This is a genomic window from Streptomyces sp. NPDC041124 (genome assembly GCF_055592385.1).
On the sequence record NZ_JBVIYR010000008.1, the window covers coordinates 243,968 to 264,883 of the forward strand.

The 20,916-nt window shown below is 71.6% G+C and carries 22 protein-coding genes and 7 tRNA genes; 20 read left to right on the plus strand and 9 right to left on the minus strand.

Annotation, left to right across the window (positions count from 1 at the left end; translation table 11 throughout):
* The first annotated feature begins 162 nt into the window (after positions 1–162).
* Together cobA and ACZ6A9_RS23005 are read left to right on the plus strand one after the other, a co-directional pair.
* Positions 163–1,395, plus strand: a complete 1,233-nt coding sequence (gene cobA / locus ACZ6A9_RS23000) for a uroporphyrinogen-III C-methyltransferase (RefSeq protein WP_468988228.1) — start codon at positions 163–165, stop codon at positions 1,393–1,395.
* Between the two features lies 1 nt (position 1,396).
* Positions 1,397–2,212 (plus strand): TrmH family RNA methyltransferase, encoded by an 816-nt coding sequence (locus ACZ6A9_RS23005; protein ID WP_468988230.1) that lies wholly within the window; start codon positions 1,397–1,399, stop codon positions 2,210–2,212.
* A 103-nt stretch (positions 2,213–2,315) separates the two neighbouring features.
* Here the strand turns inward: ACZ6A9_RS23005 and ACZ6A9_RS23010 are convergent, their stop codons facing one another.
* Entirely contained in the window at positions 2,316–3,596 is a 1,281-nt protein-coding gene (locus ACZ6A9_RS23010) for a serine/threonine-protein kinase (RefSeq protein WP_468988233.1), read from the minus strand.
* A 194-nt stretch (positions 3,597–3,790) separates the two neighbouring features.
* Here ACZ6A9_RS23010 and ACZ6A9_RS23015 point away from each other — a divergent pair, with 194 nt between their 5' ends.
* From ACZ6A9_RS23015 to ACZ6A9_RS23030, 4 genes are all read left to right on the plus strand, one after another.
* Positions 3,791–4,066: a hypothetical protein gene (locus ACZ6A9_RS23015; RefSeq protein WP_468988238.1), complete on the plus strand. Its 276-nt coding sequence runs from the start codon at positions 3,791–3,793 to the stop codon at positions 4,064–4,066.
* 197 nt (positions 4,067–4,263) lie between these two features.
* Positions 4,264–4,443 carry a hypothetical protein gene (locus tag ACZ6A9_RS23020; RefSeq protein ID WP_190100127.1) on the plus strand — a complete coding sequence of 60 codons (180 nt, stop codon included), beginning with the start codon at positions 4,264–4,266 and terminating at the stop codon, positions 4,441–4,443.
* 403 nt (positions 4,444–4,846) lie between these two features.
* A complete protein-coding gene (locus ACZ6A9_RS23025) occupies positions 4,847–5,818 on the plus strand; it encodes a phosphotransferase family protein (protein WP_468988242.1) in 972 nt (323 codons plus the stop codon).
* 101 nt (positions 5,819–5,919) lie between these two features.
* Positions 5,920–6,219 carry a TFIIB-type zinc ribbon-containing protein gene (locus tag ACZ6A9_RS23030; protein ID WP_468988248.1) on the plus strand — a complete coding sequence of 100 codons (300 nt, stop codon included), beginning with the start codon at positions 5,920–5,922 and terminating at the stop codon, positions 6,217–6,219.
* 48 nt (positions 6,220–6,267) lie between these two features.
* Here ACZ6A9_RS23030 and ACZ6A9_RS23035 read toward each other — a convergent pair.
* From ACZ6A9_RS23035 to ACZ6A9_RS23055, 5 genes are all read right to left on the minus strand, one after another.
* Positions 6,268–6,339: transfer RNA gene (locus ACZ6A9_RS23035), tRNA-Val, on the minus strand.
* 43 nt (positions 6,340–6,382) lie between these two features.
* A tRNA-Val gene (locus ACZ6A9_RS23040) sits at positions 6,383–6,454 on the minus strand.
* A gap of 20 nt (positions 6,455–6,474) precedes the next feature.
* A tRNA-Val gene (locus tag ACZ6A9_RS23045) sits at positions 6,475–6,546 on the minus strand.
* Position 6,547: 1 nt separating this feature from the next.
* Positions 6,548–6,621, minus strand: a tRNA-Cys gene (locus ACZ6A9_RS23050).
* Positions 6,622–6,658: 37 nt separating this feature from the next.
* A tRNA-Gly gene (locus ACZ6A9_RS23055) sits at positions 6,659–6,731 on the minus strand.
* 177 nt (positions 6,732–6,908) lie between these two features.
* On the opposite strand from ACZ6A9_RS23055, the gene ACZ6A9_RS23060 reads away from it, so the two are divergent.
* The 3 genes from ACZ6A9_RS23060 to ACZ6A9_RS23070 all read left to right on the plus strand — a co-directional run bounded on the left by ACZ6A9_RS23060 (position 6,909) and on the right by ACZ6A9_RS23070 (position 9,714).
* Positions 6,909–7,961: a chorismate-binding protein gene (locus ACZ6A9_RS23060; RefSeq protein ID WP_468988251.1), complete on the plus strand. Its 1,053-nt coding sequence runs from the start codon at positions 6,909–6,911 to the stop codon at positions 7,959–7,961.
* Positions 7,958–8,779, plus strand: a complete 822-nt coding sequence (locus tag ACZ6A9_RS23065) for an aminotransferase class IV (RefSeq protein ID WP_468988253.1) — start codon at positions 7,958–7,960, stop codon at positions 8,777–8,779. The genes ACZ6A9_RS23060 and ACZ6A9_RS23065 overlap by 4 nt, the downstream gene beginning before the upstream one ends.
* Before the next feature lie 110 nt (positions 8,780–8,889).
* The gene (locus tag ACZ6A9_RS23070; RefSeq protein ID WP_468988256.1) at positions 8,890–9,714 is read left to right on the plus strand and encodes a GNAT family N-acetyltransferase; all 825 of its coding nucleotides are present in this window, start codon (positions 8,890–8,892) and stop codon (positions 9,712–9,714) included.
* A 22-nt stretch (positions 9,715–9,736) separates the two neighbouring features.
* On the opposite strand, the gene ACZ6A9_RS23075 is transcribed toward ACZ6A9_RS23070, so the two are convergent.
* Entirely contained in the window at positions 9,737–10,255 is a 519-nt protein-coding gene (locus ACZ6A9_RS23075; RefSeq protein ID WP_468988259.1) for a DsbA family protein, read from the minus strand.
* Between the two features lie 195 nt (positions 10,256–10,450).
* Here ACZ6A9_RS23075 and ACZ6A9_RS23080 point away from each other — a divergent pair, with 195 nt between their 5' ends.
* Both ACZ6A9_RS23080 and ACZ6A9_RS23085 read left to right on the plus strand, forming a co-directional pair.
* Positions 10,451–10,897 (plus strand): hypothetical protein, encoded by a 447-nt coding sequence (locus ACZ6A9_RS23080; RefSeq protein WP_468988261.1) that lies wholly within the window; start codon positions 10,451–10,453, stop codon positions 10,895–10,897.
* Positions 10,898–11,027: 130 nt separating this feature from the next.
* Positions 11,028–11,201 carry a hypothetical protein gene (locus ACZ6A9_RS23085; RefSeq protein ID WP_156698612.1) on the plus strand — a complete coding sequence of 58 codons (174 nt, stop codon included), beginning with the start codon at positions 11,028–11,030 and terminating at the stop codon, positions 11,199–11,201.
* A 68-nt stretch (positions 11,202–11,269) separates the two neighbouring features.
* On the opposite strand, the gene ACZ6A9_RS23090 is transcribed toward ACZ6A9_RS23085, so the two are convergent.
* Together ACZ6A9_RS23090 and ACZ6A9_RS23095 are read right to left on the minus strand one after the other, a co-directional pair.
* Positions 11,270–11,830, minus strand: coding sequence for a CGNR zinc finger domain-containing protein (locus tag ACZ6A9_RS23090; RefSeq protein WP_468988263.1), 561 nt, complete (start codon positions 11,828–11,830; stop codon positions 11,270–11,272).
* Between the two features lie 312 nt (positions 11,831–12,142).
* Positions 12,143–12,556: an SsgA family sporulation/cell division regulator gene (locus ACZ6A9_RS23095; RefSeq protein ID WP_004002642.1), complete on the minus strand. Its 414-nt coding sequence runs from the start codon at positions 12,554–12,556 to the stop codon at positions 12,143–12,145.
* 191 nt (positions 12,557–12,747) lie between these two features.
* Between ACZ6A9_RS23095 and ACZ6A9_RS23100 the strand changes: the two genes are divergently transcribed.
* From ACZ6A9_RS23100 to ACZ6A9_RS23140, 9 genes are all read left to right on the plus strand, one after another.
* Entirely contained in the window at positions 12,748–13,206 is a 459-nt protein-coding gene (locus ACZ6A9_RS23100) for a TIGR02611 family protein (RefSeq protein WP_228967758.1), read from the plus strand.
* Between the two features lie 79 nt (positions 13,207–13,285).
* Positions 13,286–13,357, plus strand: a tRNA-Val gene (locus tag ACZ6A9_RS23105).
* 369 nt (positions 13,358–13,726) lie between these two features.
* Positions 13,727–15,016, plus strand: a complete 1,290-nt coding sequence (locus tag ACZ6A9_RS23110; protein ID WP_468988266.1) for an ABC transporter substrate-binding protein — start codon at positions 13,727–13,729, stop codon at positions 15,014–15,016.
* Positions 15,017–15,030: 14 nt separating this feature from the next.
* Entirely contained in the window at positions 15,031–15,987 is a 957-nt protein-coding gene (locus ACZ6A9_RS23115) for a carbohydrate ABC transporter permease (RefSeq protein ID WP_468988268.1), read from the plus strand.
* On the plus strand, positions 15,984–16,859 hold the full coding sequence (locus ACZ6A9_RS23120) for a carbohydrate ABC transporter permease (RefSeq protein WP_468988272.1): 876 nt from the start codon (positions 15,984–15,986) through the stop codon (positions 16,857–16,859). Before ACZ6A9_RS23115 ends, ACZ6A9_RS23120 begins: the two co-directional genes overlap by 4 nt.
* Positions 16,860–16,869: 10 nt before the next feature.
* A complete protein-coding gene (locus ACZ6A9_RS23125; protein ID WP_468988275.1) occupies positions 16,870–17,469 on the plus strand; it encodes a hypothetical protein in 600 nt (199 codons plus the stop codon).
* A 98-nt stretch (positions 17,470–17,567) separates the two neighbouring features.
* The gene (locus tag ACZ6A9_RS23130; RefSeq protein ID WP_468988278.1) at positions 17,568–20,306 is read left to right on the plus strand and encodes an exo-rhamnogalacturonan lyase family protein; all 2,739 of its coding nucleotides are present in this window, start codon (positions 17,568–17,570) and stop codon (positions 20,304–20,306) included.
* Positions 20,307–20,342: 36 nt separating this feature from the next.
* On the plus strand, positions 20,343–20,792 hold the full coding sequence (locus ACZ6A9_RS23135) for an SRPBCC family protein (RefSeq protein WP_468988280.1): 450 nt from the start codon (positions 20,343–20,345) through the stop codon (positions 20,790–20,792).
* Positions 20,793–20,831: 39 nt separating this feature from the next.
* Positions 20,832–20,903, plus strand: a tRNA-Val gene (locus ACZ6A9_RS23140).
* Positions 20,904–20,916: the final 13 nt, after the last annotated feature.

Below are 20,916 nucleotides of genomic sequence, written 5' to 3' on the forward strand. Positions count from 1 at the left end.
GCCGTCGCGACCGGCCGGTGGTCGTGCCCACCCGGCACGACCACCGGCAGACGGCGCCCGGCGTACCCTGCCCACCCACCGGACACCAGACCCACCAGCGCCCGGGCCCCTTTAAAATCCGCACGTCAGGGCCACCGCACGCCGTAAGAGGAGCCGTCCCTCATGGCCGAACACCCCGCCTACCCCGTAGGCCTGCGCCTCACCGGCCGCCGGATCGTCGTCCTCGGCGGCGGCCAGGTCGCCCAGCGCCGCCTCCCCGCCCTGATCGCCGCCGGCGCAGACATCCACCTCGTGTCCCCGGAGGCCACCCCTTCCGTGGAGGCCATGGCGGACGCCGGCGAGATCACCTGGCACCGGCGGCCCTACGCCGAGGGCGACCTCGCGGCCGCCTGGTACGCCCTGATCGCCACCAGCGACACCGGGGCGAACACCCGGGCCTCCGCGGAGGCGGAAGCGCACCGCGTGTGGTGCGTCCGCGCGGACGACGCCGACGCGGCGACGGCGTGGACCCCGGCCACGGGCACCAGCGAGGGCGTCACGGTGGCCGTCCTCACGACGGAGGCACGCGACCGCGACCCCCGCCACACCGCCGCCGTCCGCGACGCCGTGGTCGAGGGCCTGCGCGACGGCACCCTCGTCGCGCCGCACCACCGCACCCGCACCCCCGGCGTCGCCCTCGTCGGCGGCGGCCCCGGCGACCCCGACCTGATCACCGTGCGCGGCCGTCGCCTGCTCGCCGAGGCCGACGTCGTCATCGCCGACCGGCTCGGCCCGCGCGACCTGCTCGCCGAACTCCCGCCGCACGTCGAGGTGATCGACGCGGCGAAGATCCCCTACGGCCGTTTCATGGCCCAGGAGGCCATCAACAACGCGCTGATCGAACACGCCAAGCAGGGCAAGTCGGTGGTCCGGCTCAAGGGCGGCGACCCCTACGTCTTCGGCCGGGGCATGGAAGAACTCCAGGCGCTCGCGGAGGCGGGCATCGCCTGCACCGTCGTGCCCGGCATCTCCAGCTCCATCTCCGTGCCCGGCGCAGCCGGCATTCCCGTCACCCACCGCGGTGTGGCGCACGAGTTCACCGTGGTCAGCGGCCATGTCGCGCCCGACGACGCACGCTCCCTCGTCGACTGGCCGTCGCTCGCCCGGCTGACCGGCACCCTCGTGGTCCTCATGGGCGTCGACAAGATCGGCCGGATCGCCGAGACCCTGGTCGCGCACGGCAGGTCCCCGGACACCCCCGTCGCCCTCGTCCAGGAGGGCACCACCGCCGCCCAGCGCCGCGTCGACGCCACCCTCGCCACCGTCGCCGAGACCGTCGTCGCGCAGCAGGTGAAGCCGCCGGCCGTCATCGTCATCGGCGACGTCGTCGGCGTGGGCCCGCACGAGGCGGCCTGACATGGCCGAACTCGTCACCGTCACCGATCCCGGCGACCCCCGGCTGCACGACTACACCGGCCTGACCGACGTCGAACTGCGCCGGCGGCGCGAACCCGCGGAGGGCCTGTTCATCGCCGAGGGCGAGAAGGTCATCCGGCGCGCCGGGGAAGCCGGCTACGCGATGCGGTCCATGCTGCTGTCGGCGAAGTGGGTCGACGTCATGCGGGACGTCATCGACCGGTTCGACGCCCCGGTGTACGTGGTGGACCCCGCGCTCGCCGAGGAGGTCACCGGCTACCACGTGCACCGCGGCGCGCTCGCCTCCATGCAGCGCCGGCCCCTGCCCGCGACGGCCGACGTGCTGCGCACCGCCCGGCGGGTCGTCGTCCTGGAGTCCGTCAACGACCACACCAACATCGGCGCGATCTTCCGGTCGGCCGCCGCCCTCGGCATGGACGCCGTCCTGCTCTCGCCGGACTGCGCCGACCCCCTGTACCGGCGCAGCGTGAAGGTGTCGATGGGGGCGGTCTTCTCCGTGCCGTACGCGCGGGTGGACACCTGGCCCCGCGGGCTGGAGACGGTGCGGGAGGCAGGGTTCCGGCTGCTCGCGCTCACTCCCGGCGAGAAGGCCAGGCCCCTGGACGACGTGGCCGCGCACCGGAGGGAACGGGTGGCGCTGATGCTCGGCGCGGAGGGCAGCGGCCTGTCCTCCCGGGCCCTCGCGGCCGCCGACGAGTGGGTCCGCATCCCGATGTCCCACGGCGTCAACTCCCTCAACGTGGGAGCCGCGGCCGCGGTCGCCTTCTACGCGGTGACCGCGGGGCGCCCGCAGTAGCCGGCTTCGAGACGCCCGCGGCGGCGCCCCACGTCGCCCGGGCTGCAGGCGGCCACGGCGCGTCCGCGCGAGCCGCCCGGGCGTTTCCGCCACGGCCGCCGTCTCACCCCGGACCCTGGCAGCCCTGCACCAGCGCGATGCCCAGCGCGACGGCCAGCGTCACCACGACGAACACGAACAGCCGCTGCCTGAGCAGCCGCGGATTGGCCGGCCGCAGGCCGGTCCCGGTCGTCCGGGGCCCCGGACGGCGCGCACCGGTACCGGACCGCGTGGTGTTCCGGGACGCGGGCGCGGGGCGCGATCCGCTCCGGGACGGCGCGCCCCCGCGCGGGTTGCTGTCCCGCGCGGACCCGCTCCGCGCGGCAGGCACGCCTCGGCTGCCCCGTACCGGGGAGGACCCGCTGTTCGCGGGCGCGGACCCGCGCCCGCGCGGCGGCGGGGTCCCCTGTCCGCCCTGTCTGCGCCGTGCCCGCTCCGGGTAGGTGTCCGCGAGGCGTCCCCCGGACCGGTCCGGCTCGGGGGTGCGCGGCGCGGGCGGACGGACGTCCGCCAGGCCCTGGGACTCCCGCGCGGCGATCTCCTTGAGCCGCAGCGACAGTTGGAGCGTGCTGGGCCGCTCGTCGGGGTTCTTCGCCAGGCAGGCGCGGACGAGCGGGGCCAGCGCGTCGGGGACGCCGTGCAGCTGGGCCTCCTCGTGCACCACGCGGTACAGCATCACCTCCGAACTGCCGTGCCCGAAGGGGGAGTCGCCCATCGACGCGTAGGCGAGGGTGGCGCCCAGCGAGAACACGTCCGTCGCCGGTGTGACGGCCGCCCCGCGCACCTGCTCCGGAGCGAGGAAGCCGGGCGAGCCGACCGCCGTGCCGACGTGGGTGAGCGTCGAGGCGCCCGTGGCCCAGGCGATGCCGAAGTCGATGATCCGCGGCCCCTTCGGGGACAGCAGGATGTTGGACGGCTTGAGGTCCCGGTGCACCACACCGGCCTCGTGCACGGCTACCAGGCCCTCCGAGAGGGCCGCGCCGACCGCCGCGACGTCGGCGGCCTGCAGCGGCCCCTCACCGGCGACCTTGTCGTGCAGCGAGGGGCCGGGCACGTACTGCGTGGCGAACCACGGCCGGTCCGCGTCCAGGTCGGCGGCCACCAGCCGGGCCGTGCAGCCGCCCCGGATGCGCCGGGCCGCCGACACCTCCCGCGCGAACCGCGAACGGAACTCCTGGTCCTCCGCCAGATCCGGCCGGATGACCTTCAGCGCGACCCGCTGCCCCTTCTTGTCGGAGCCCAGGTAGACCACGCCCATCCCACCCGCGCCGAGCCGTCGGTGGAGCCTGAAAGAGCCGACGACGCGCGGGTCCTCGCGCCTCAGGCGCATCATCGCCATGTTCATCCCCGCTGCCCGGTCCTGTGACGTGCCACAGCTTACGTTTCCCCGGCGGCCGGTGCGCAGAGGCCGCGCCCTCTCGAACCGATGGATTGTCAGTGCCGGGTGGGAGAATCGAAAGGTGGTCAGGGAGTGTGCGAACAGGCGGGTTCGCGCGCTGGGTGATCCCAACCACCTGACGGTGAAGGGGGATTGATCGCATGAAGGGTGACCGGGTGGAGATCGTCGTGGACGCCGGGGACACGACGCGCACGTACGAGGTGGTGGCGAGCAGGGCGGGACGCAGGGTGGAGACCGCGGTGCGCCGGGGGGTGGTCGAAGTGAGCGAAATCACCCGTACCGGGGCGGTCGTGCGTACGGCCCGGTTCATGGCGAACCGCGTGCTCGCACTGGTGGAACAACCGGTGCCGCGGGAGGACGGATCGGAGAAACGGGGTCAGAGCGGGCGGCCCTTCGGGGATGACCCTGAGACCTAGGACCTCGTCTCCACCCAGGGGAGTACGGGGCAGGTCGCGGCTCATCCTCCGGGAGGCCCGGCAATCGGTACGAGGGCATGACGTCCCCGAGGTCCCGGGCCCCTAGATTTGAGGTCAAGCGGCGGGTGCGGTACTCGTCCCCCGAGGTCAGACGCCCGCCGCTGCCAGAATCAACAGAAACGGCCAGGAGAGGGACCATGGCGTACACGGCACCGCGGACCGTCGTCCGCACGCGGGAACACGGCGAGGGCCGTCGTCACCCGCTGGTGGCGACGCTGATGGCCCTCCCCCTGGCGGTCCTGCTCCTCCTCGTCTTCGACGGGTGGGAGACGGTGGCCACACAGGCGTCGTCCGTGGGAGAGATGCTGGGGCGCTGAACGGCGACCCCAGGCCCGGAAGAGCGGTCCGGGCGGGGACATCCACCCATGAAACCCCGTGGGGACGGGGGTGCGGCGGACGGCAAAAATGCCGGCGCAGCTGGGGAGCTGCGCCGGCATTGCCCTGTCCCCACACCTTCTGAGCCCGCTGCGAGCACTCACCCCACCGAAGCACCACGACCGGCCACGACACCCGCCCCCGTCCACCCGCTTCCCGCCCTCCGCGGGCAGTCGTGCCGCTGGGGCGGCACGGGTGGGCGCGACGGCACCCCGCCCGCGCCGGGCTGCGCGAACACCCCCCGGCCCGCACCCACCCACCGGCACCTCACAAGCGCCGGGATGTGCAACCCCCACCAGGGAACCGCGCATTACCCCGGACCGCGACACCCCGTACCCTCACCGAGTGCCCCCGGACCTCCTCCCCGCGCTGACCGCACACGTCACGGCAACAGCCCACGCCCGCGACAACGACAGCAACAGCGACAGCAACGGTGTCAGCGACACAAAGCACCCCTGCCCCTGCCCCGCAGGAACCCTCACCGCCCGCGCCGACGACACCACCGTCGTCCACCACGCCGGCACCGTCGCCAAGGCCCACGCCCCCGGCACCGACCCCAGCCACCTCACCCCCCGCCTCACCGCCGCCGTCCACCTTCCCGGCATCCTCCTCCCCCCACTCGCCCCGACGCCCGTCGAACTGTGCGGACGGCTCGTCACCCACTGGCCGTACGGCACCCCCGTGGACCCGGACGATCCCGACGCCGCCCCCTGGGAGGCCGCAGCCACCCTCCTCGCCCTCCTCCACCGCACCCCGCCGCCCGCCCCCGTACCGCCCATGCGCGGCCCAGCGAAGGCCGCCCACGCCGTCGCCGCCCTCCGGGCCACCGCACCCGGCCACCCCGCCACCGCTCCGGTGCTGCACGCCTGGGCCACCCTCCCCGCCTGGGCCCGCGACGAGGCTTCGATGCCCGACTCGGCCACCCTCTGCCACGGCGACTTCCACCTCGGCCAGCTCATACGCCACCCGGGCCCCGGAGCCTCCTGGCTGCTGATCGACGTCGACGACCTCGGCACGGGCGTCCCGGCGTGGGACCTGGCCCGTCCTGCGGCCTGGTACGCCTGCGGACTGCTCGCCCCCGACGAGTGGCAGCGCTTCCTCACCGCCTACCGCGCGGCCCGCGGACCGGCCGTACCGCCGGACGGTGACCCCTGGACCGCGCTGGACGTCCCGGCGCGTGCCCTCACCGTGCAGACCGCCGCCCGCGCCGTGGCCAAGGCGGTCACGGCGGACCGGCCGCTCGACGAGGTGGAGCGGGCGCTGGTCGACGCCTGTGCCCGCATGGGCGCCGTCCGGCCCCCGTCCCCACCGGGTTGAGGGGAAGTTCCGCGACGTAGGGTGCAACCGACCCCCGCCCGGACGGAGTCTGTCCTGGCGATACGCGAAGAGGGAACGACCGGCGAGGAGTTGAACCGATCATGCAGTGTCCGAAGTGCCGTGCCCCGATGCACACCTACAACCGCAACGGTGTCCAGATCGAGCAGTGCACCGGGTGCCGAGGAATCTTCCTCGACTACGGCGAGCTGGAGTCGCTGACCCGGCTGGAGTCCCAGTGGGCCCAGCCCGCGCCTCCCGCCCCGCCGGCGGCCCCGGCCGCGCCTGCCGCGCCGCAGGCCTACCCCGCGGCCCCGCAGCCGCCCGCGTGGGGCGCGCCGCACGCCGGCCACTACGGCCACCGCCGGCACAAGAGCTTCGGCCACATGCTCTTCTCCAGCTGACGCACGCCGAAGCCCCCGGTCGTGTGACCGGGGGCTTCGGATGGTGTGTGGACGATACTGGGATTGAACCAGTGACCTCTTCCGTGTCAGGGAAGCGCTCTCCCGCTGAGCTAATCGTCCTCGGGGCCACGATCACTCCGCGGAGCGGATCATGGGCACTGCGTGCGCGATACTGGGATTGAACCAGTGACCTCTTCCGTGTCAGGGAAGCGCTCTCCCGCTGAGCTAATCGCGCGGGGGGATCCGGAGATCCAGTGGACGATACTGGGATTGAACCAGTGACCTCTTCCGTGTCAGGGAAGCGCTCTCCCGCTGAGCTAATCGTCCTTGGAGGTGGAGACGGGATTTGAACCCGTGTAGACGGCTTTGCAGGCCGTTGCCTCGCCTCTCGGCCACTCCACCAGGAGTGTAGGGGACCGGGATGACCCCTCTTCCTGCGAGCGGACGACGAGGTTCGAACTCGCGACCTCAACCTTGGCAAGGTTGCGCTCTACCAACTGAGCTACGTCCGCCTGTCGTTTCGGTCGGCTTGCGCTTCCCGGCGACGAAGTGAACTCTAGCGGATTCCGGGGCCAGCACAAAAACCCGTTTGTGCAGCGTGCTGCGCTGCGCCCGCTCGCGGACGTGCCCGGCGGCCCCCGACCGGCACGTCCACGGCACCGGAACCGGGCCCGCCATAGACTCGACACGTGCTCGACCTCCCACCTCTCGCCCGCTTCGGTGACCTCGTCGCCACCGGACTCGCCGACGTCACCGACGACCCCGCCGCCCTGGAGTCCACCGGCTTCTGGGCCGTCGCCGCCGACTTCGAGGGCCGTCTGACCTGCGCCCGTTTCCGTGAGGTCCGCGAGCAGCCGGTTCCCGCGCCGGTGCCGGGTGCCTGGCGGGGACCGGCCGCCGGTGACTGGACGTCCTCCCTCGACCGCGCCGGGTACACGGCGGCCGTCCGCCGCATCCGTGAGCACATAGCGGCCGGCGAGGTCTACCAGGCCAACCTCTGCCGCGTCCTGTCCGCGCCCGCGCCGTCCGACGCGGACGTGGACGCCCTCACCGCCCTGCTGGCCCGCGGTAACCCCGCGCCCTACGCCGGAACGTTTCGGCTGCCGGGGCACGGCGTGGAGATCGCCACCGCGTCGCCCGAGCTCTTCCTGCGCAGGGAGGACCGGACCGTGGAGTCCGGACCGATCAAGGGCACCGGGAGGACCGAGGCCGACCTGCTGGAGAAGGACTACGCCGAGAACGTCATGATCGTCGACCTGGTCCGCAACGACATCGGACAGGTCTGCGACCCCGGCACCGTGACGGTCCCCGACCTGTGCGCCGTCGAGAAGCACCCGGGCCTGGTCCACCTGGTCTCCACGGTGCGCGGCGAACTGCGCGCCGGTGCCGGCTGGCCGGAACTCCTGCCGGCCGCGTTCCCGCCCGGCTCCGTCACCGGCGCGCCCAAGTCGAGCGCCCTGCGGATCATCGAAGCGCTGGAGACCACGCCCCGCGGCCCCTACTGCGGCGGCATCGGCTGGGTGGACGCCGACCGCGGCACCGGCGTGCTGGCGGTGGGCATCCGCACCTTCTGGATCGACCGGGGGACGACCGGCGGTGCCGTGCTGCGTTTCGGCACCGGCGCCGGGATCACCTGGGGCTCCGACCCCGAGGGGGAGTGGCGGGAGACCGAGCTGAAGGCCTCCCGGCTGCTCACGGTAGCGTCGGGAACGTACGAGGTGAGTGAAGGGACCTGGACGTGAAGATCTGGCTCGACGGCGGGCTGCAGGACACGGAGTCCGCCCGCGTCTCCGTCTTCGACCACGGACTGACCGTGGGCGACGGCATCTTCGAGACCGTGAAGGCCGTGGACGGACGCCCGTTCGCGCTCACCCGGCATCTCGACCGGCTGACGCGGTCGGCCCGCGGACTCGGGCTGCCCGACCCCGACCTGGACGAGGTCCGCCGCGCCTGCGTGGCCGTCCTCGAGGCCAACCCCATGCCGCTCGGGCGACTGCGGCTCACCTACACCGGCGGCCACGGCCCGCTCGGTTCCGACCGCGGCGACCGCGGCCCGACCCTCGTCGTCGCCCTCGGCGAGACCACCCGCCGCCCCGACTCCACCGCGGTCATCACCGTCCCCTGGACCCGCAACGAGCGCGGCGCGCTCACCGGCCTGAAGACCACCTCGTACGCCGAGAACGTCGTCGCGCTCGCCCGCGCCCACGAACGGGGCGCCTCGGAGGCCCTGTTCGGCAACACCGTCGGGCAACTCTGCGAGGGCACCGGGTCGAACGTCTTCGTCGTGCTCGACGGCGAGCTGCACACCCCGCCGATCGCCTCCGGCTGCCTCGCCGGCATCACCCGGGCCCTCGCCGTCGAATGGACCGGCGCAAAGGAGACCGACCTGCCCCTGGACGTGCTGGAGCGCGCTGAGGAGATCTTCCTCACCTCCACCCTGCGCGACGTCCAGGCCGTGCACCGCGTCGACGACCGCGAACTGCCCGGTGCCCCCGGCCCGGTGACCGCCAAGGCGATGCGGATCTTCGACGAGCGCTCCGGGGCCGACCTCGACCCGTGACGGTCCGGACACGCGTCCGATCCGGGTGCGCACGAAAAGGAGGGGCGGGCCCGCAGGGCCTCCCCGGCCGAGGGTGGTGGCGGGAGACGGGCGGGGGTAGAACACCCGTGATGACCACCACCCTGCGGCCGGCCGAGCCGCTCCAGCAGAACACCGACGGCACGCGTTCGCGCCGCTACCAGGTGTGCGTGAACAGCCGTCCCGTCGGCGCCGTCCACCTCGGCACGCATCCCGTGTTCGGTGACGCCGTGGCCCGGATCATGAGCCTGGCCATCGAGGAACCGGACCGCCGGCGCGGCCGGGGCACCGTGGCCGCGCTGGCGGCGGAGGAAGTGGCCCGCGGCTGGGGCTGCCGGCGCATCGAGGCGACGGTCCCCGCCGGGTCCGCCACCGCCCTCGGGCTCGCGACGGCCCTCGGTTACGTCGTACGCAACCGGAACATGGAGAAGGGCCTCGGCGACACTCCGCCCGGCCTGCCGGAGGGCAGCGTCGCCCGGCCCATGACCGAGGCCGAATTCGGACCCTGGACGGCCAGGGGCCAGGAGGAGTACGCGCGGAACTGGACCGAGCGCGGGGTGCCCGAGGCCGAGGCGCGGGCCAAGGCGGCGAACGACAACGCCGCCCTCCTGCCCCGGGGCCGCACCACCGAGGGCATGCTCTTCAGCGTCCTGGAGCACCGGGGCACCCCCGTGGGCACCCTGTGGCTGGCGGTGAACGGGGAGCAGGCCTACGTCTTCGACGTCCGGACGGACGCCGCGCACCGCGGCCGGGGTCACGGACGCGCCCTCATGCTGCTCGCCGAGGCCCAGGCGGCCGCGGCCGGCCGGCGGGTCCTCGCACTCAACGTGTTCGCTGGCAACACACCGGCCGAGCGGCTCTACGACTCGCTCGGCTACGGCACGACCCGGTACTTCATGTACAAGACGCTGGTGTAGCGGCCGGGCCCGGCTGGTTCCGCTACCCGGCCAGCAGGCGGTCCGCGATCTCCTCGACGCGCTCGCGCAGCCCCTCCTGGCTCTTGCCTCCGTCGAGGCGCTCACCGCCGATGACATACGTCGGGGTGCCGGTCACCCCGATCGCCTTGCCCTCGGCCTGGTCGGCGTCGACGATCAGGATGTGGCGTCCGTCGATCAGCGCGGTGTCGAACTCCTCGGCGTCCAGACCGAGTTCCCCGGCGGCCTCGACGAGGAACGCCTCACCGCGGCGGTCCAGCTCCTCGACCCGCTCCAGCACGGCCTCGACGTACGCCCACCCCTTGCCCTGCTCCACAGCCTCCTCGGCGGCCTGGGCGGCGGCGAAGGAGTGCTTGTGCTTCTCCAGCGGGAAGTGCCGCAGGCGCACCTCCAGCCGGTCGCCGTAGCGGGCCCGCAGGGCACGGACGTCGTCGAGGGCGCTTCGGCAGTCCGGGCACTGCAGCTCGCACCAGACGTCGAGGACGGGGGTGGCGGAGGCAGGGACGGGGGAGGAGTCACTCATGGGCGACAGTCTTCCAGCCCGGCCGCGGACCTCCCAAGCCGGACCGTCCCGCCCCGGCCGGCATCGGGACCTGGGGAGGAGCCGACCCGGAGATGTCCCTGATGTCGGGCCGGAACATGGCCCCGCGGGGCCCGGCAGGTGCACGATGGAGGGGAACAGAGCACCACTGCGACCGCACGCCGCCTGGAGGACCGGATGATTGCCGAGACCGTCTGCTCCGCCGTCTCCGCGGCAGGCCTGGGGATCGCGGTGGTGACGGCCTACCGCAAGCGCTTCCTCGCCGCGGCCCGCATCGCCGCCTACTCGCTCGTGCCCGTCGCCCTGGTGATGACGGGCGTCGTCCAATGGCTGGCCGACACCGCCTTCAGCCCGACGGCCTGGGCGGGCTTCGGGCTGCTGGGACTGTCCTGGGTGCTGTTCGCGACCACCCGCACCGTGGAGCGCCGCCGTGGCGGCACCCGCAAGGAACGCAAGGCCGCCCGGGCCGCCGGGGCCTCGGACGCGGTCGCTCCCGGCGCATCGGCACCCGCGCTGGGGCAGAAATCCCGCCCGGCGGCCCAGCAGACGAAACAGGCGCCGGCGTCGCGGAGCGAGGACGACTTCAGCGACATCGAGGCCATCCTCAAGAAGCACGGCATCTGACGTCCGCGGACCGGCGGAACGTCACAGGGCGTCCCGGAACGCCCGGAAGTGATCACATACGGAATCGAAGATCGCGTATTCCGCGAGCCCACACGCTTCCCGTGAGTGTTGATCGCGTCGAGGGCTTCCGATGCGTCATCATCGCGGCGAGATGCTGGACACGACACAGAGCGATGCCGCGCCGCAGCAGGACGAGCCGCGTGGATGCCTCTTCGCCCTTTCCCAGCCACCGCTGATGATCTTCCTTGCGGTGATCGGGTGTCTGCTGCTCACGGCTGCCCTGCACGACCTGCTGTGGCTGTGAGCCGTACCCGCGGTACCCGACGTCACCCGTCGGGACCGCGTCGGCACGGCATCGACCCCGGGGCCGCCTCAGCGTGCCGCCTCCTTGCGGCGGGCCCGGTACGCGGCGACGTGGAGGCGGTTGCCGCAGGTGCGGCTGTCGCAGTAGCGGCGTGAGCGGTTGCGGGAGAGGTCGACGAAGGCGTGCCGGCAGTCCGGGGCCTCGCAGCGCCTCAGCCGTTCCTGCTCCCCGGCTACCACGAAGAACGCCAGCGCCATCCCGCAGTCGGCGGCGAGGTGGTCGGCCACGGAGGCGCCCGGCGCGAAGTAGTGCACGTGCCAGTCGTAGCCGTCGTGGTCGGTGAGCCGGGGGGTGGTGCCCGCGGCCGCGATCAGCTCGTTGATCATTCCGGCCGCGCTGCGGGCGTCGGGCGCCGCGAAGACCGCCGCGAACCGGGAGCGGAGCCTGCGCACCGCGGCCAGATCGGCCTCGCCGAGCACCCCGACCTCGCTGACCTCGTGTTCCCGGACGAAGACCTCGAGGGCCGCGACGTCCGGCAGCCCTTCCGCGGTCGCGTCGTCCTCCGGGGCGGAGTTCACCAGATCCACCACGGTGCCGAGCGCACACCGGGTGTCGTGGGTGATCAGCACGATTCGCTCCCTGGCCTGGGGACGGGCGGGCGCCCGCCGATGCTGGCCGATGGTAGTGGCTCCGGCGTGCCCCGTGCGTCCCCGCTCCGCACACGGCTTCGCATCAGCGCCACGATCCCCGCGGACGCTCCCGCCCGCACCGGGTCCCGTCCTCCACGCTGTGGAGCGTGCACGGCACAACGGCGCCGAGCCGCGGAGGACCGCGGCGTCGGCGCCGTTGAGTGTGAGCCGCGTGCGGCTTCCCGCAGGCGGCTGTCCGGGCCCGAGCCGTCACCCCGAGTCGACGGCGCCGGGCGGCCTGGTGAGCCTCGCCTAGCTTTCCGCCAGGATGTGCGAGAGCTCCTGGTCGAGGTCGAAGTGCCGGTGTTCCGTGCCGGGGGGCACGGCGGCGTCTGTGCGCTTCAGGAAGGACTCCAGGGCCCGTGCCGGGGCCTCGAGCAGGGCTTCCCCCTCCGGCGAGCTCAGGGCGATGCACACGACGCCCTGACCGTGACTGCGCGACGGCCAGACGCGGACGTCGCCGGTACCCGTGGGGCGGTGAAGTCCCTCGGCGAGGAGGTCGCGGGCGAACACCCACTCGACGGTTTCCTCGGCTCCGGTGTGGAAGGTGGCGTGCACGGCGTAGGGGTCGGCCGTGTCGTACCGCAGGCCTGCGGGGACAGGCAGGGAGGACTCGCTCGACACAACGAGGCGCAGGTGCAGCTCGCAGCTGACCGTGGTGTTCATAAGCGCCAGGGCCTTTCGCTCAGTGTGCGCTCGGGGATTCGCACGTCGGCGAAATCGACATGCCACCTACGGTGCCGTTGTAAACCCCTCTGAGTGTTTTGCGTGCGTTTACGTAGCTCTTCCGGCCGAGAGATCGTTCGCGCCGTGCACCCATTCCGGTGATGTGTTTCGCTCGGGTAGTGTTTGGCCGTATGAACACGGGGAGTAGCAGTTCCGTCGAGGCCACGGCGGCGGCTCACGGGGTGACGGTGGACGAGAGCGAGAGCCGGGACGAGCGGGCGCTCGGATCCAGGGCGCCGGAATTCGTCAAGGCGCGCCGCGCGCTGCACCTCAGCTGGCAGGTCGGCGTCTTCGTCGTCGGCCTCGCGGTCGTGGCGGCCGGTGCCGCGATGCTCGTGCTGCCCGGCCCGGGATGGGTCGTGATCTTCGGGGGCATGGCGATCTGGGCGACCGAGTTCGCGTGGGCCCAGCTGGTGCTGCGCTGGACCAAGCGCAAGGTCACCGAGGCGGCCCAGCGCGCCCTCGACCCCAAGGTGCGGCGCCGCAACATCATCCTGACCTCGGTCGGGCTGGTGGTCGCCGCCGCGGTGACCGGCTTCTACCTGTGGAAGTTCGGCCTCGTGATGCCCTGGAAGATCGAGAACCAGTGACCCCCGGCGAGGGCCGGGCCGGCCGGTCCCCGCTGGTCACGGGCACCCCCTGACATGGGGTAATGTTCTTCCTGCGTCCGGGCGATTAGCTCAGTGGGAGAGCGCTTCGTTCACACCGAAGAGGTCACTGGTTCGAACCCAGTATCGCCCACCGGATCATGGCACGGCCCGGCTCACTCATCGTGAGCCGGGCCGTCCTGTTTCCCGGGGCCCGTGTGTCCGTCCCGGTCCCGCCCGGCCGTTCCGCTTCCGGTCGCCTTCATCCAACCGTGACCTCGCCGTATGCCGGCCCCGGCCGGATCCCCGGCGTTCGACCCGTCGGCCGCAGGGCGCCCACCTGGGCATCTCCCGCCCCGCCGAGCCGTTCGTGCGGGGCCGTCACCCCCCTTCGCGGAACCGGAGGGCCCATGAATTCCTGTCCGAATCATTGACGTGTCCGTAGGCCCTCCGTACCTTGTGCCAGCAAGCGCTTACTTGAAACGATTCATGAGGCGGACGCGAACGTCGCGGGGAGGCTCATATGCAGCAGGGCAGGAATGTGGAGAGGCGGACCGTCCTCAAAGCGGCGGGCGCCTCGCTGGCCGTCGCGGGACTCGGCGCGACGGCGACCGCCTGCGGCGGCGGCAGCGGATCGGGCGACGGGACGGTGACGATCCGTTATGCGTGGTGGGGCGGGGAGCCGCGCACCATCGCCATCAAGAAGACGATCGCGCTCTTCGAGAAGAAGTTCCCGAAGATCAAGGTCAAGCCGGAATTCACCGACTACGAAGCGTTCTGGGAGAAGTTCCAGACCCAGGCCTCCGGAGGGAATCCGCCGGACGTATTCCAGAATGCCGTCGGATTCCTGCGCAAGTACGACAAGCGCGGTGTTCTGCTGGACCTCAAGACGCAGGCGGACGCCGGGAGTCTGAGCCTGGAGAACTTCCGCAACGGTGTCCTGGCGAACGGTCAGGTCGACGGCAAGCAGATCGCCGTCCCCGTGGGCGCCAACACGATGGCGCTCGTCATCGACCTCAAGGCCTTCGAGAAGGCCGGGGTGGAGGCGAGGTTCGGCTGGACCTGGGACGAGTACTTCGACGCGCTGCAGACGATCCAGGACAAGCTCAAGATCGCCGGCGACACGGGCTACTTCAGCATCATGTACCTGTACGACCTCTACCTCCGCCAGAACGGCAAGGCCTTTTTCACGGACACCGATCTCGGGTTCACCGAGAGCGATCTGACCGAGTGGTGGGAGGACGGCTACAAGAGGGTGAAGTCCGGACTCGTCGCCGACCCGAAAAAGGTCGAGCAGGCCAAGCCCAAGTCCGCGCTGTCGGCGGGCCTCGCGGCGTCCGAGTTCACCTGGGACAACTTCTCCATCCGCTACGAGGGGGAGGGCGAGTCGGACTACGGCCTCGCACCGATCCCCACCACGGACGGCAAGAACACCGGCCAGTACCTCGGATCCCTGATGCTGAGCGGTTTCTCCGGCACCAAGCACCCCAAGGAGGTCGCCCAGTTCATCGACTTCATGGTCCACGACCCCGAGGTCGGCGAGATCATGGGCTACGACCGCGGCCTCCTCGCCACCACCGAACAGTACGAGGCGTTCAAGCCCACCGACCCCAACAACAAGGGTGTCGCGGCCTATGAGGAAGAGGTCGCCGCGGCCGGCGTCCTCGGCAAGATCACCCCGCACCCGTCGGGCGCCGACGTCATCGAGGCCGCGTTCCTGCGCATCGGCGGCGAGGTCGCCCAGGGCAAGACCAAGCCGGCCGACGCCGCCAAGGCACTGTTCAGCGAGGCCAAGGCCGCGTTCGCCGGCTGAGGGGACGTACCACCATGACGCTCGTCAAGGAAGCGCCCGCGCGCCCGGCCGGGAAGCGGCCCGCCGCTCCCGCGGCCGGGCGGCGCGGCCGGCGCCGCGAGAATCTCGCCGGCTACCTCTTCATGTCGCCGTGGATCGCGGGGTTCCTGCTGCTCACGGCGGGGCCGATGATCGCGTCGCTGTACTACGCGTTCACCAGCTACAACCTGTTCACGCCGCCCCGGTGGATCGGGCTGGACAACTTCACGACGATGTTCCAGGACCCGCGCTGGCAGAAGTCGGTGGAGGTCACCCTCGAGTACGTCGTCGTCGCGACCCCCCTGAAACTGCTGCTCGCACTCGGCGTCGCGCTGCTCCTCGCGCAGAAACGGCGCGGACAGGGCCTGTACCGGGCCGCGTTCTACATGCCCTCGCTCATCGGCGCCAGCGTCTCCGTCGGCTTCGTGTGGCGGGCGCTGTTCTCCGACGACGCGGTCGTGGACCGCACCCAGAAGGTCTTCGGCTTCGACGTCGGCGGCTGGATCGGCAATCCGGACTACGTCATCTACTCCCTGGTGGCCCTGAGCATCTGGCAGTTCGGGGCCCCCATGGTCATCTTCCTGGCCGGCCTCAAGCAGGTCCCGCGGGAGCTGTACGAGGCCGCCGAGGTGGACGGGGCCGGTCCGCTGCGCCGGTTCTGGAACGTCACGCTGCCGATGATCTCCCCGGTGCTGTTCTTCAACGTGCTGCTGGAGTCCATCCACGCGTTCCAGGTGTTCGGCTCCGCCTACGTCGTCTCCGACACCCGGTGCGGACCGGCCGACGCCACGCTCGTCTACACCTGTTACCTCTACCAGAAGGGCTTCAAGGAGGCCCAGATGGGCTTCGCCTCCGCGATGGCCTGGACCCTGGTGATCGCGGTCGCGCTCGTCACGGCGGTCCTGTTCTGGTCGCAGAAGAAGTGGGTGCACTACGAGGAGGCCGCCAAGTGACCAGTGCCACCAGCTCCGCCCTGCCCGCCACGGGCGAGCGGCGGCGCCCCGGGTCGATCGCCTGGCACGTGGGCGCACTCGCCGTCCTCGCGGTCGTCCTCTACCCCGTGATCTGGGTGGTCGGCGCCTCGTTCAAACCGAGCAAGGACATCATCGCCAGCCTCGACCTGCTGCCGGCCAAGCCGGTCTGGGAGAACTTCTCCGGCCTCGCCGACGGCATCTCCGGCATCTCCATCAGCAGCTTCTTCTGGAACTCGCTGATGTACGCGGTCCTCGCCGTCGCCGGTGTCGTCCTGTCCAGCTCGCTCACCGCCTACGCCTTCGCCAAGATCCGGTTCGCCGGGCGGAACCTGCTCTTCACGCTGATGATCGGCACGCTGCTGCTGCCGTACCACGTCCTGCTCATCCCGCAGTACGTGCTCTTCCGCAACCTCGAGCTCACCGACACCCTGGTGCCGCTCGTCGCGGGCAGGTTCCTGGCCACGGAGGCCTTCTTCGTCTTCCTGATGGTGCAGTTCATGCGCGGCCTGCCCAGGGAACTGGACGAGGCGGCCAAGCTGGACGGCTGCGGGCACCTGCGCACCTACTGGTCGATCGTGCTGCCCCTGAGCCGGCCCGCGATCATCACCAGCGCGATCTTCACCTTCATCAACGCCTGGAACGACTTCATGGGGCCGCTGATCTACCTCAACACCCCCGAGAAGTACACCGTGTCGCTCGGACTGATGATGTTCCGCGACCAGGAGGGCATCTCCAACTACGGCAGCATGATCGCGATGTCGCTGGTGGCGCTGGTGCCGGTCATCGCCTTCTTCATGGCCTTCCAGCGCTACCTCATCGACGGTATGGCGACCTCCGGACTGAAGGGCTGAGGCGGTCGTCATGGCGCAAGCACGCGTGAAGGCGCGCACCTCGCGCAGGGCGTCCGTGTTCGGCGAACGCTTCGCGGTCTTCGCCGAATGCCTGCTGACCGGGGTGTGGATCGCCGTGGCCTGCCTCGGTGTCGTCACCTACCCCGCGGCCTTGGCCGCCGGTGCCCGGCACCTGCGGCGCCGTACCACCCACCAGGGCGGCGGCCTGCGGGAGTTCGCCCGGGACTTCCGTACGGCCCTGCGCGGCGGCTGGATCGTCGGGTTCGCCGGGTGGGCCGTGGCCGGTGCGGTGTGGGTGGACGTCCTCGCCGTCCGGGCCGGACTTCCCGGTGGGCCGTTCGCCGGCGCCGTCGGTGTCCTCGCGCTGCTCGGGGCCGCCGTGGCCCTGCTGCGGGCGGCCGCCGTCTGGGCGCCCGGCACTCCCTGGCGGGCGTCGCTCGCGGACGCCGGGCGGCGCACCGTGCTCGATCCCGCCGGGTCCTTCCTGGTCGTGTGCGGTCTGGCGGTCGTGGTCCTGTCCGCGGGATTCGTCCCGCCGCTGGCGGTCCCCGTCCTCGGAGCCGTCGCGGCTGCGGCTGTCGCCGTGGAGGAGCGGTACCGGCACCGCTGACGGACGGTGCCCCGCTCCGGAGGCCGGCGCTTCGGCGCCGCGCTACGTCTGTCATGCCCTTGACATCACCTTGCACCCCGCAACGGAAAGGAAAGGCCATGTCCCCCATCCCCCGCAGATCCCTGCTGAAGGCGGCCGCCGTCGCCGGAGCCGCCGCCCAGTTCAGCTGGGCCCTGGGAGCGCAGAACGCCGCAGCCGCGCCCCGCGCGGACACCACCGACGCCGACCCGGTCACCCTCGACTGGCTGGAGGACGGCGGCCTCGGCGCGGCCCCCGGCTCCACCGTCGGCGTGCCCTGGCCCAAGGGCGCCCACCAGGAGGGCCAGACCTTCGCGCTGACCGACGCCGACGGAAGGTCCGTCCCCGTCCAGTCCTGGCCGATCGCCTACTGGCCCGACGGCTCCCTCAAGTGGACCGCGCACGCCGTCGGTTCCGGATCCGGGAAGCTCACCCTGACCGCGGGGGCGCCCGCCGCGCCCCCCGAGAAGAAGGTCACCGTCGACGAACGCGGCGGCACCGTCGACGTCTCGACCGGCGTCATCACCGTCCGCATCGGCACGTCCGGCGCCACCCTCGTCAAGTCGGTCCGCCGCGGCTCCACCGAGATCGCCCGCGACGGCCGCCTCGTCCTCCTGCGCCAGCCCGAGTACGAGGACGGCGACCGGACCACCGTCAGGACCGAACGCTTCGACGGCACCGTCTCCGACGTCACCGTCGAGCAGGAAGGACCCGTCCGCGCGGTCGTCCGCATCGACGGAAAGCACCGCAAGGGCCGCCGCGACCTGCTGCCCTTCTCCATCCGCCTCTACTTCTACGCGGGCGCCGACTCCTTCCGCATGGTCCACACGATCACCTACGACGGGAAGCAGGAACCGGGCAGGGCGAGCGGCGACTTCGTCCGCGGACTCGGCGTCCGCTTCACCGTGCCCCTGCGCGACGAGTCCTACGACCGTCACATCCGCATCGGCGGCGAAGGCACCGGCCTGCTGCGCGAGGCCGTCAAGGGCATCACCGGACTGCGCCGCGACCCGGGCGCCGCCGTCCAGGCGGCCCAGTTCGCCGGCGAGAAACTCCCCGACCCCGCCACCTGGGACCAGCGGGTCACCACCCGCCTCCAGTACATCCCCGAGTGGGGCGACTACACCCTCTCCCAGCTCTCCGCCGACGGCTTCACCCTGCGCAAGCGCACCAAGAAGGGGCACGGCTGGATCGGCGCCGGCGGCGGCCGGCGCGCCTCCGGGTTCGGCTACGTCGGAGGAGCGAGCGGCGGACTCTCCTTCGGCCTGCGCGACTTCTGGGAGAAGTACCCCGCCCAGCTCGACATCCGCGACGCCCAGACCGACGCGGCCGAGGTCACCCTCTGGCTCTGGTCACCCGAGGCGCAGCCCATGGACCTGCGCTTCTACCACGACGGCATGGGCCAGGACACCTTCCCCGAACAGCTCGAAGGCCTCAACATCACCTACGAGGACTACGAACCCGGATTCGGCACCCCCTACGGCATCGCCCGTACCTCCGAACTCCTCTTCTGGGCCAACGACTCCACCCCGGCCGCCGAGACACTCGCCGAACAGGTCAAGGCCGTCCGCGTCCTCCCGCAACTCGCCGCCCCGCCGGAGCAGCTCATCCGCGCCGGCGTCTTCGGCAAGGGCCTGTACGCCGAACCCGACCGCTCCACACCGGCCAAGGCCAGGATCGAGGACCACCTCGACTTCCTCTTCACGTACTACAAGGACCAGGTGGAGCAGCGCCGCTGGTACGGCTTCTGGGACTACGGCGACATCATGCACACCTACGACACCGCCCGGCACCAGTGGCGCTACGACGTCGGCGGCTACGCCTGGGACAACTCCGAACTCTCACCCGACCTGTGGCTCTGGTACGCCTACCTGCGCTCCGGCCGCGCCGACATCTTCCGCTTCGCCGAGGCCATGACCCGCCACACCGGTGAGGTCGACGTCTACCACCTCGGCCAGTGGGCCGGCCTCGGCACCCGGCACGGCGTCCAGCACTACGCCGACAGCGCCAAACAGCAGCGCATCGCCAACACCACCTACCGGCGCTACTACTACTTCCTCACCGCCGACGAACGCGTCGGCGACCTCATGCACGCCTGCGTCGACTCCGACGAGACCTTCCTCGCCCTCGACCCCCTCCGCAAGATCCGCACTGAGCCCTACACGCCCGACCCGGGCGCCCTGTCGATCGGCTTCGGCACCGACTGGAGCGGACTGGTATCCGCCTGGCTCACCGAGTGGGAACGCAAGGGCCCCAAGTGGGAGAAGGCCAAGGCCCGCGTACTCTCCACCATGGAGACCATCGCCGCCCAGCCCAACGGCTTCGTCCAGGGCAGCGGCCTGTACGACCTCGACACCGGCAGGTTCGCCGTCGCCGGCACCCCCAGGGTCGAGGTCTCCCACCTCTCGGCCGTCTTCGGCCTGAACGAACTGTGCGCCGAACTCATCGACCTCGTCGACATGCCCGACTTCCACGAGGCGTACTACGACTACTGCCGCTACTTCAACGCGAGCAGGGCCGAACAGGCCGCCCGCTACGGCGCCCACTTCGGCAACCTCATCCTCTTCCAGGGCCACTCCCGCCTCGACGCCTACGCCGCCGTACGGACCGGCGACGAGAAGCTCGCTCAGCGGGCCTGGCAGAAGTTCTACGACTCCGACGGCTACAGGGAATCGGCTCCCTGGAAGACCGAGAAGGTGAGCGGGCCGACCACCCTGGTCGCGGGCAGCGAGGCCACCTGGGTCTCCACCAACGACACCGCCCTCTACGGCCTCGCCGCCATCGAGAACCTGGCACTGCTCGGGGACCGGATGCCGTAACCGCACATCCCGGGCGCGGGCGGGCACACTCCGTACATGGACTGGAACCATTACCGCTTCCGCAGTCTGTGGACCCTGTCCGCGCCCGCCGCGACGGTGTACGGCGCACTGGAACGGATCGAGGACTACCCCCTGTGGTGGCCCCAGGTGCGCGAGGTCACCCGTCTCGACGACACCAGCGGCATCGTCACCATCCGCTCCCTCCTGCCGTACGACCTGACCTCCACGGTGCGCGAGGGCCGGCGCGACCGGGAGACCGGCGTGCTGGAGGCGGGCCTGTCCGGCGACATCGACGGCTGGGCCCGCTGGACCGTGACCAGCCTGGGAGACCACGGCTGTCTCACCCACTACGAGCAGGAGGTCGACGTCCGCAAGCCACTGCTGCGCCTGCTCGCCGTACCCGCCCGGCCCGTCTTCCGCCTCAACCACGCGGCGATGATGCGGGCCGGCCGGCGCGGACTGGCCGCACACCTGCAAGCGGTTTGAAGGAAGCCCGCCCGGACCTGTATGGTTCAGTGCGTTCCCGGGCGATTAGCTCAGTGGGAGAGCGCTTCGTTCACACCGAAGAGGTCACTGGTTCGAACCCAGTATCGCCCACCGGGAGAAGCCG

What these genes read in the sequence shown, in the direction of transcription:
- cobA (WP_468988228.1), top strand. Translation starts at nt 163, where the DNA reads ATGGCCGAACACCCCGCCTACCCCGTAGGCCTGCGCCTCACCGGCCGC.
- ACZ6A9_RS23005 (WP_468988230.1), top strand. Translation starts at nt 1,397, where the DNA reads ATGGCCGAACTCGTCACCGTCACCGATCCCGGCGACCCCCGGCTGCAC.
- ACZ6A9_RS23010 (WP_468988233.1), bottom strand. Translation starts at nt 3,596, where the DNA reads ATGAACATGGCGATGATGCGCCTGAGGCGCGAGGACCCGCGCGTCGTC.
- ACZ6A9_RS23015 (WP_468988238.1), top strand. Translation starts at nt 3,791, where the DNA reads ATGAAGGGTGACCGGGTGGAGATCGTCGTGGACGCCGGGGACACGACG.
- ACZ6A9_RS23020 (WP_190100127.1), top strand. Translation starts at nt 4,264, where the DNA reads ATGGCGTACACGGCACCGCGGACCGTCGTCCGCACGCGGGAACACGGC.
- ACZ6A9_RS23030 (WP_468988248.1), top strand. Translation starts at nt 5,920, where the DNA reads ATGCAGTGTCCGAAGTGCCGTGCCCCGATGCACACCTACAACCGCAAC.
- ACZ6A9_RS23070 (WP_468988256.1), top strand. Translation starts at nt 8,890, where the DNA reads ATGACCACCACCCTGCGGCCGGCCGAGCCGCTCCAGCAGAACACCGAC.
- ACZ6A9_RS23075 (WP_468988259.1), bottom strand. Translation starts at nt 10,255, where the DNA reads ATGAGTGACTCCTCCCCCGTCCCTGCCTCCGCCACCCCCGTCCTCGAC.
- ACZ6A9_RS23080 (WP_468988261.1), top strand. Translation starts at nt 10,451, where the DNA reads ATGATTGCCGAGACCGTCTGCTCCGCCGTCTCCGCGGCAGGCCTGGGG.
- ACZ6A9_RS23085 (WP_156698612.1), top strand. Translation starts at nt 11,028, where the DNA reads ATGCGTCATCATCGCGGCGAGATGCTGGACACGACACAGAGCGATGCC.
- ACZ6A9_RS23095 (WP_004002642.1), bottom strand. Translation starts at nt 12,556, where the DNA reads ATGAACACCACGGTCAGCTGCGAGCTGCACCTGCGCCTCGTTGTGTCG.
- ACZ6A9_RS23100 (WP_228967758.1), top strand. Translation starts at nt 12,748, where the DNA reads ATGAACACGGGGAGTAGCAGTTCCGTCGAGGCCACGGCGGCGGCTCAC.
- ACZ6A9_RS23110 (WP_468988266.1), top strand. Translation starts at nt 13,727, where the DNA reads ATGCAGCAGGGCAGGAATGTGGAGAGGCGGACCGTCCTCAAAGCGGCG.
- ACZ6A9_RS23115 (WP_468988268.1), top strand. Translation starts at nt 15,031, where the DNA reads ATGACGCTCGTCAAGGAAGCGCCCGCGCGCCCGGCCGGGAAGCGGCCC.
- ACZ6A9_RS23125 (WP_468988275.1), top strand. Translation starts at nt 16,870, where the DNA reads ATGGCGCAAGCACGCGTGAAGGCGCGCACCTCGCGCAGGGCGTCCGTG.
- ACZ6A9_RS23130 (WP_468988278.1), top strand. Translation starts at nt 17,568, where the DNA reads ATGTCCCCCATCCCCCGCAGATCCCTGCTGAAGGCGGCCGCCGTCGCC.
- ACZ6A9_RS23135 (WP_468988280.1), top strand. Translation starts at nt 20,343, where the DNA reads ATGGACTGGAACCATTACCGCTTCCGCAGTCTGTGGACCCTGTCCGCG.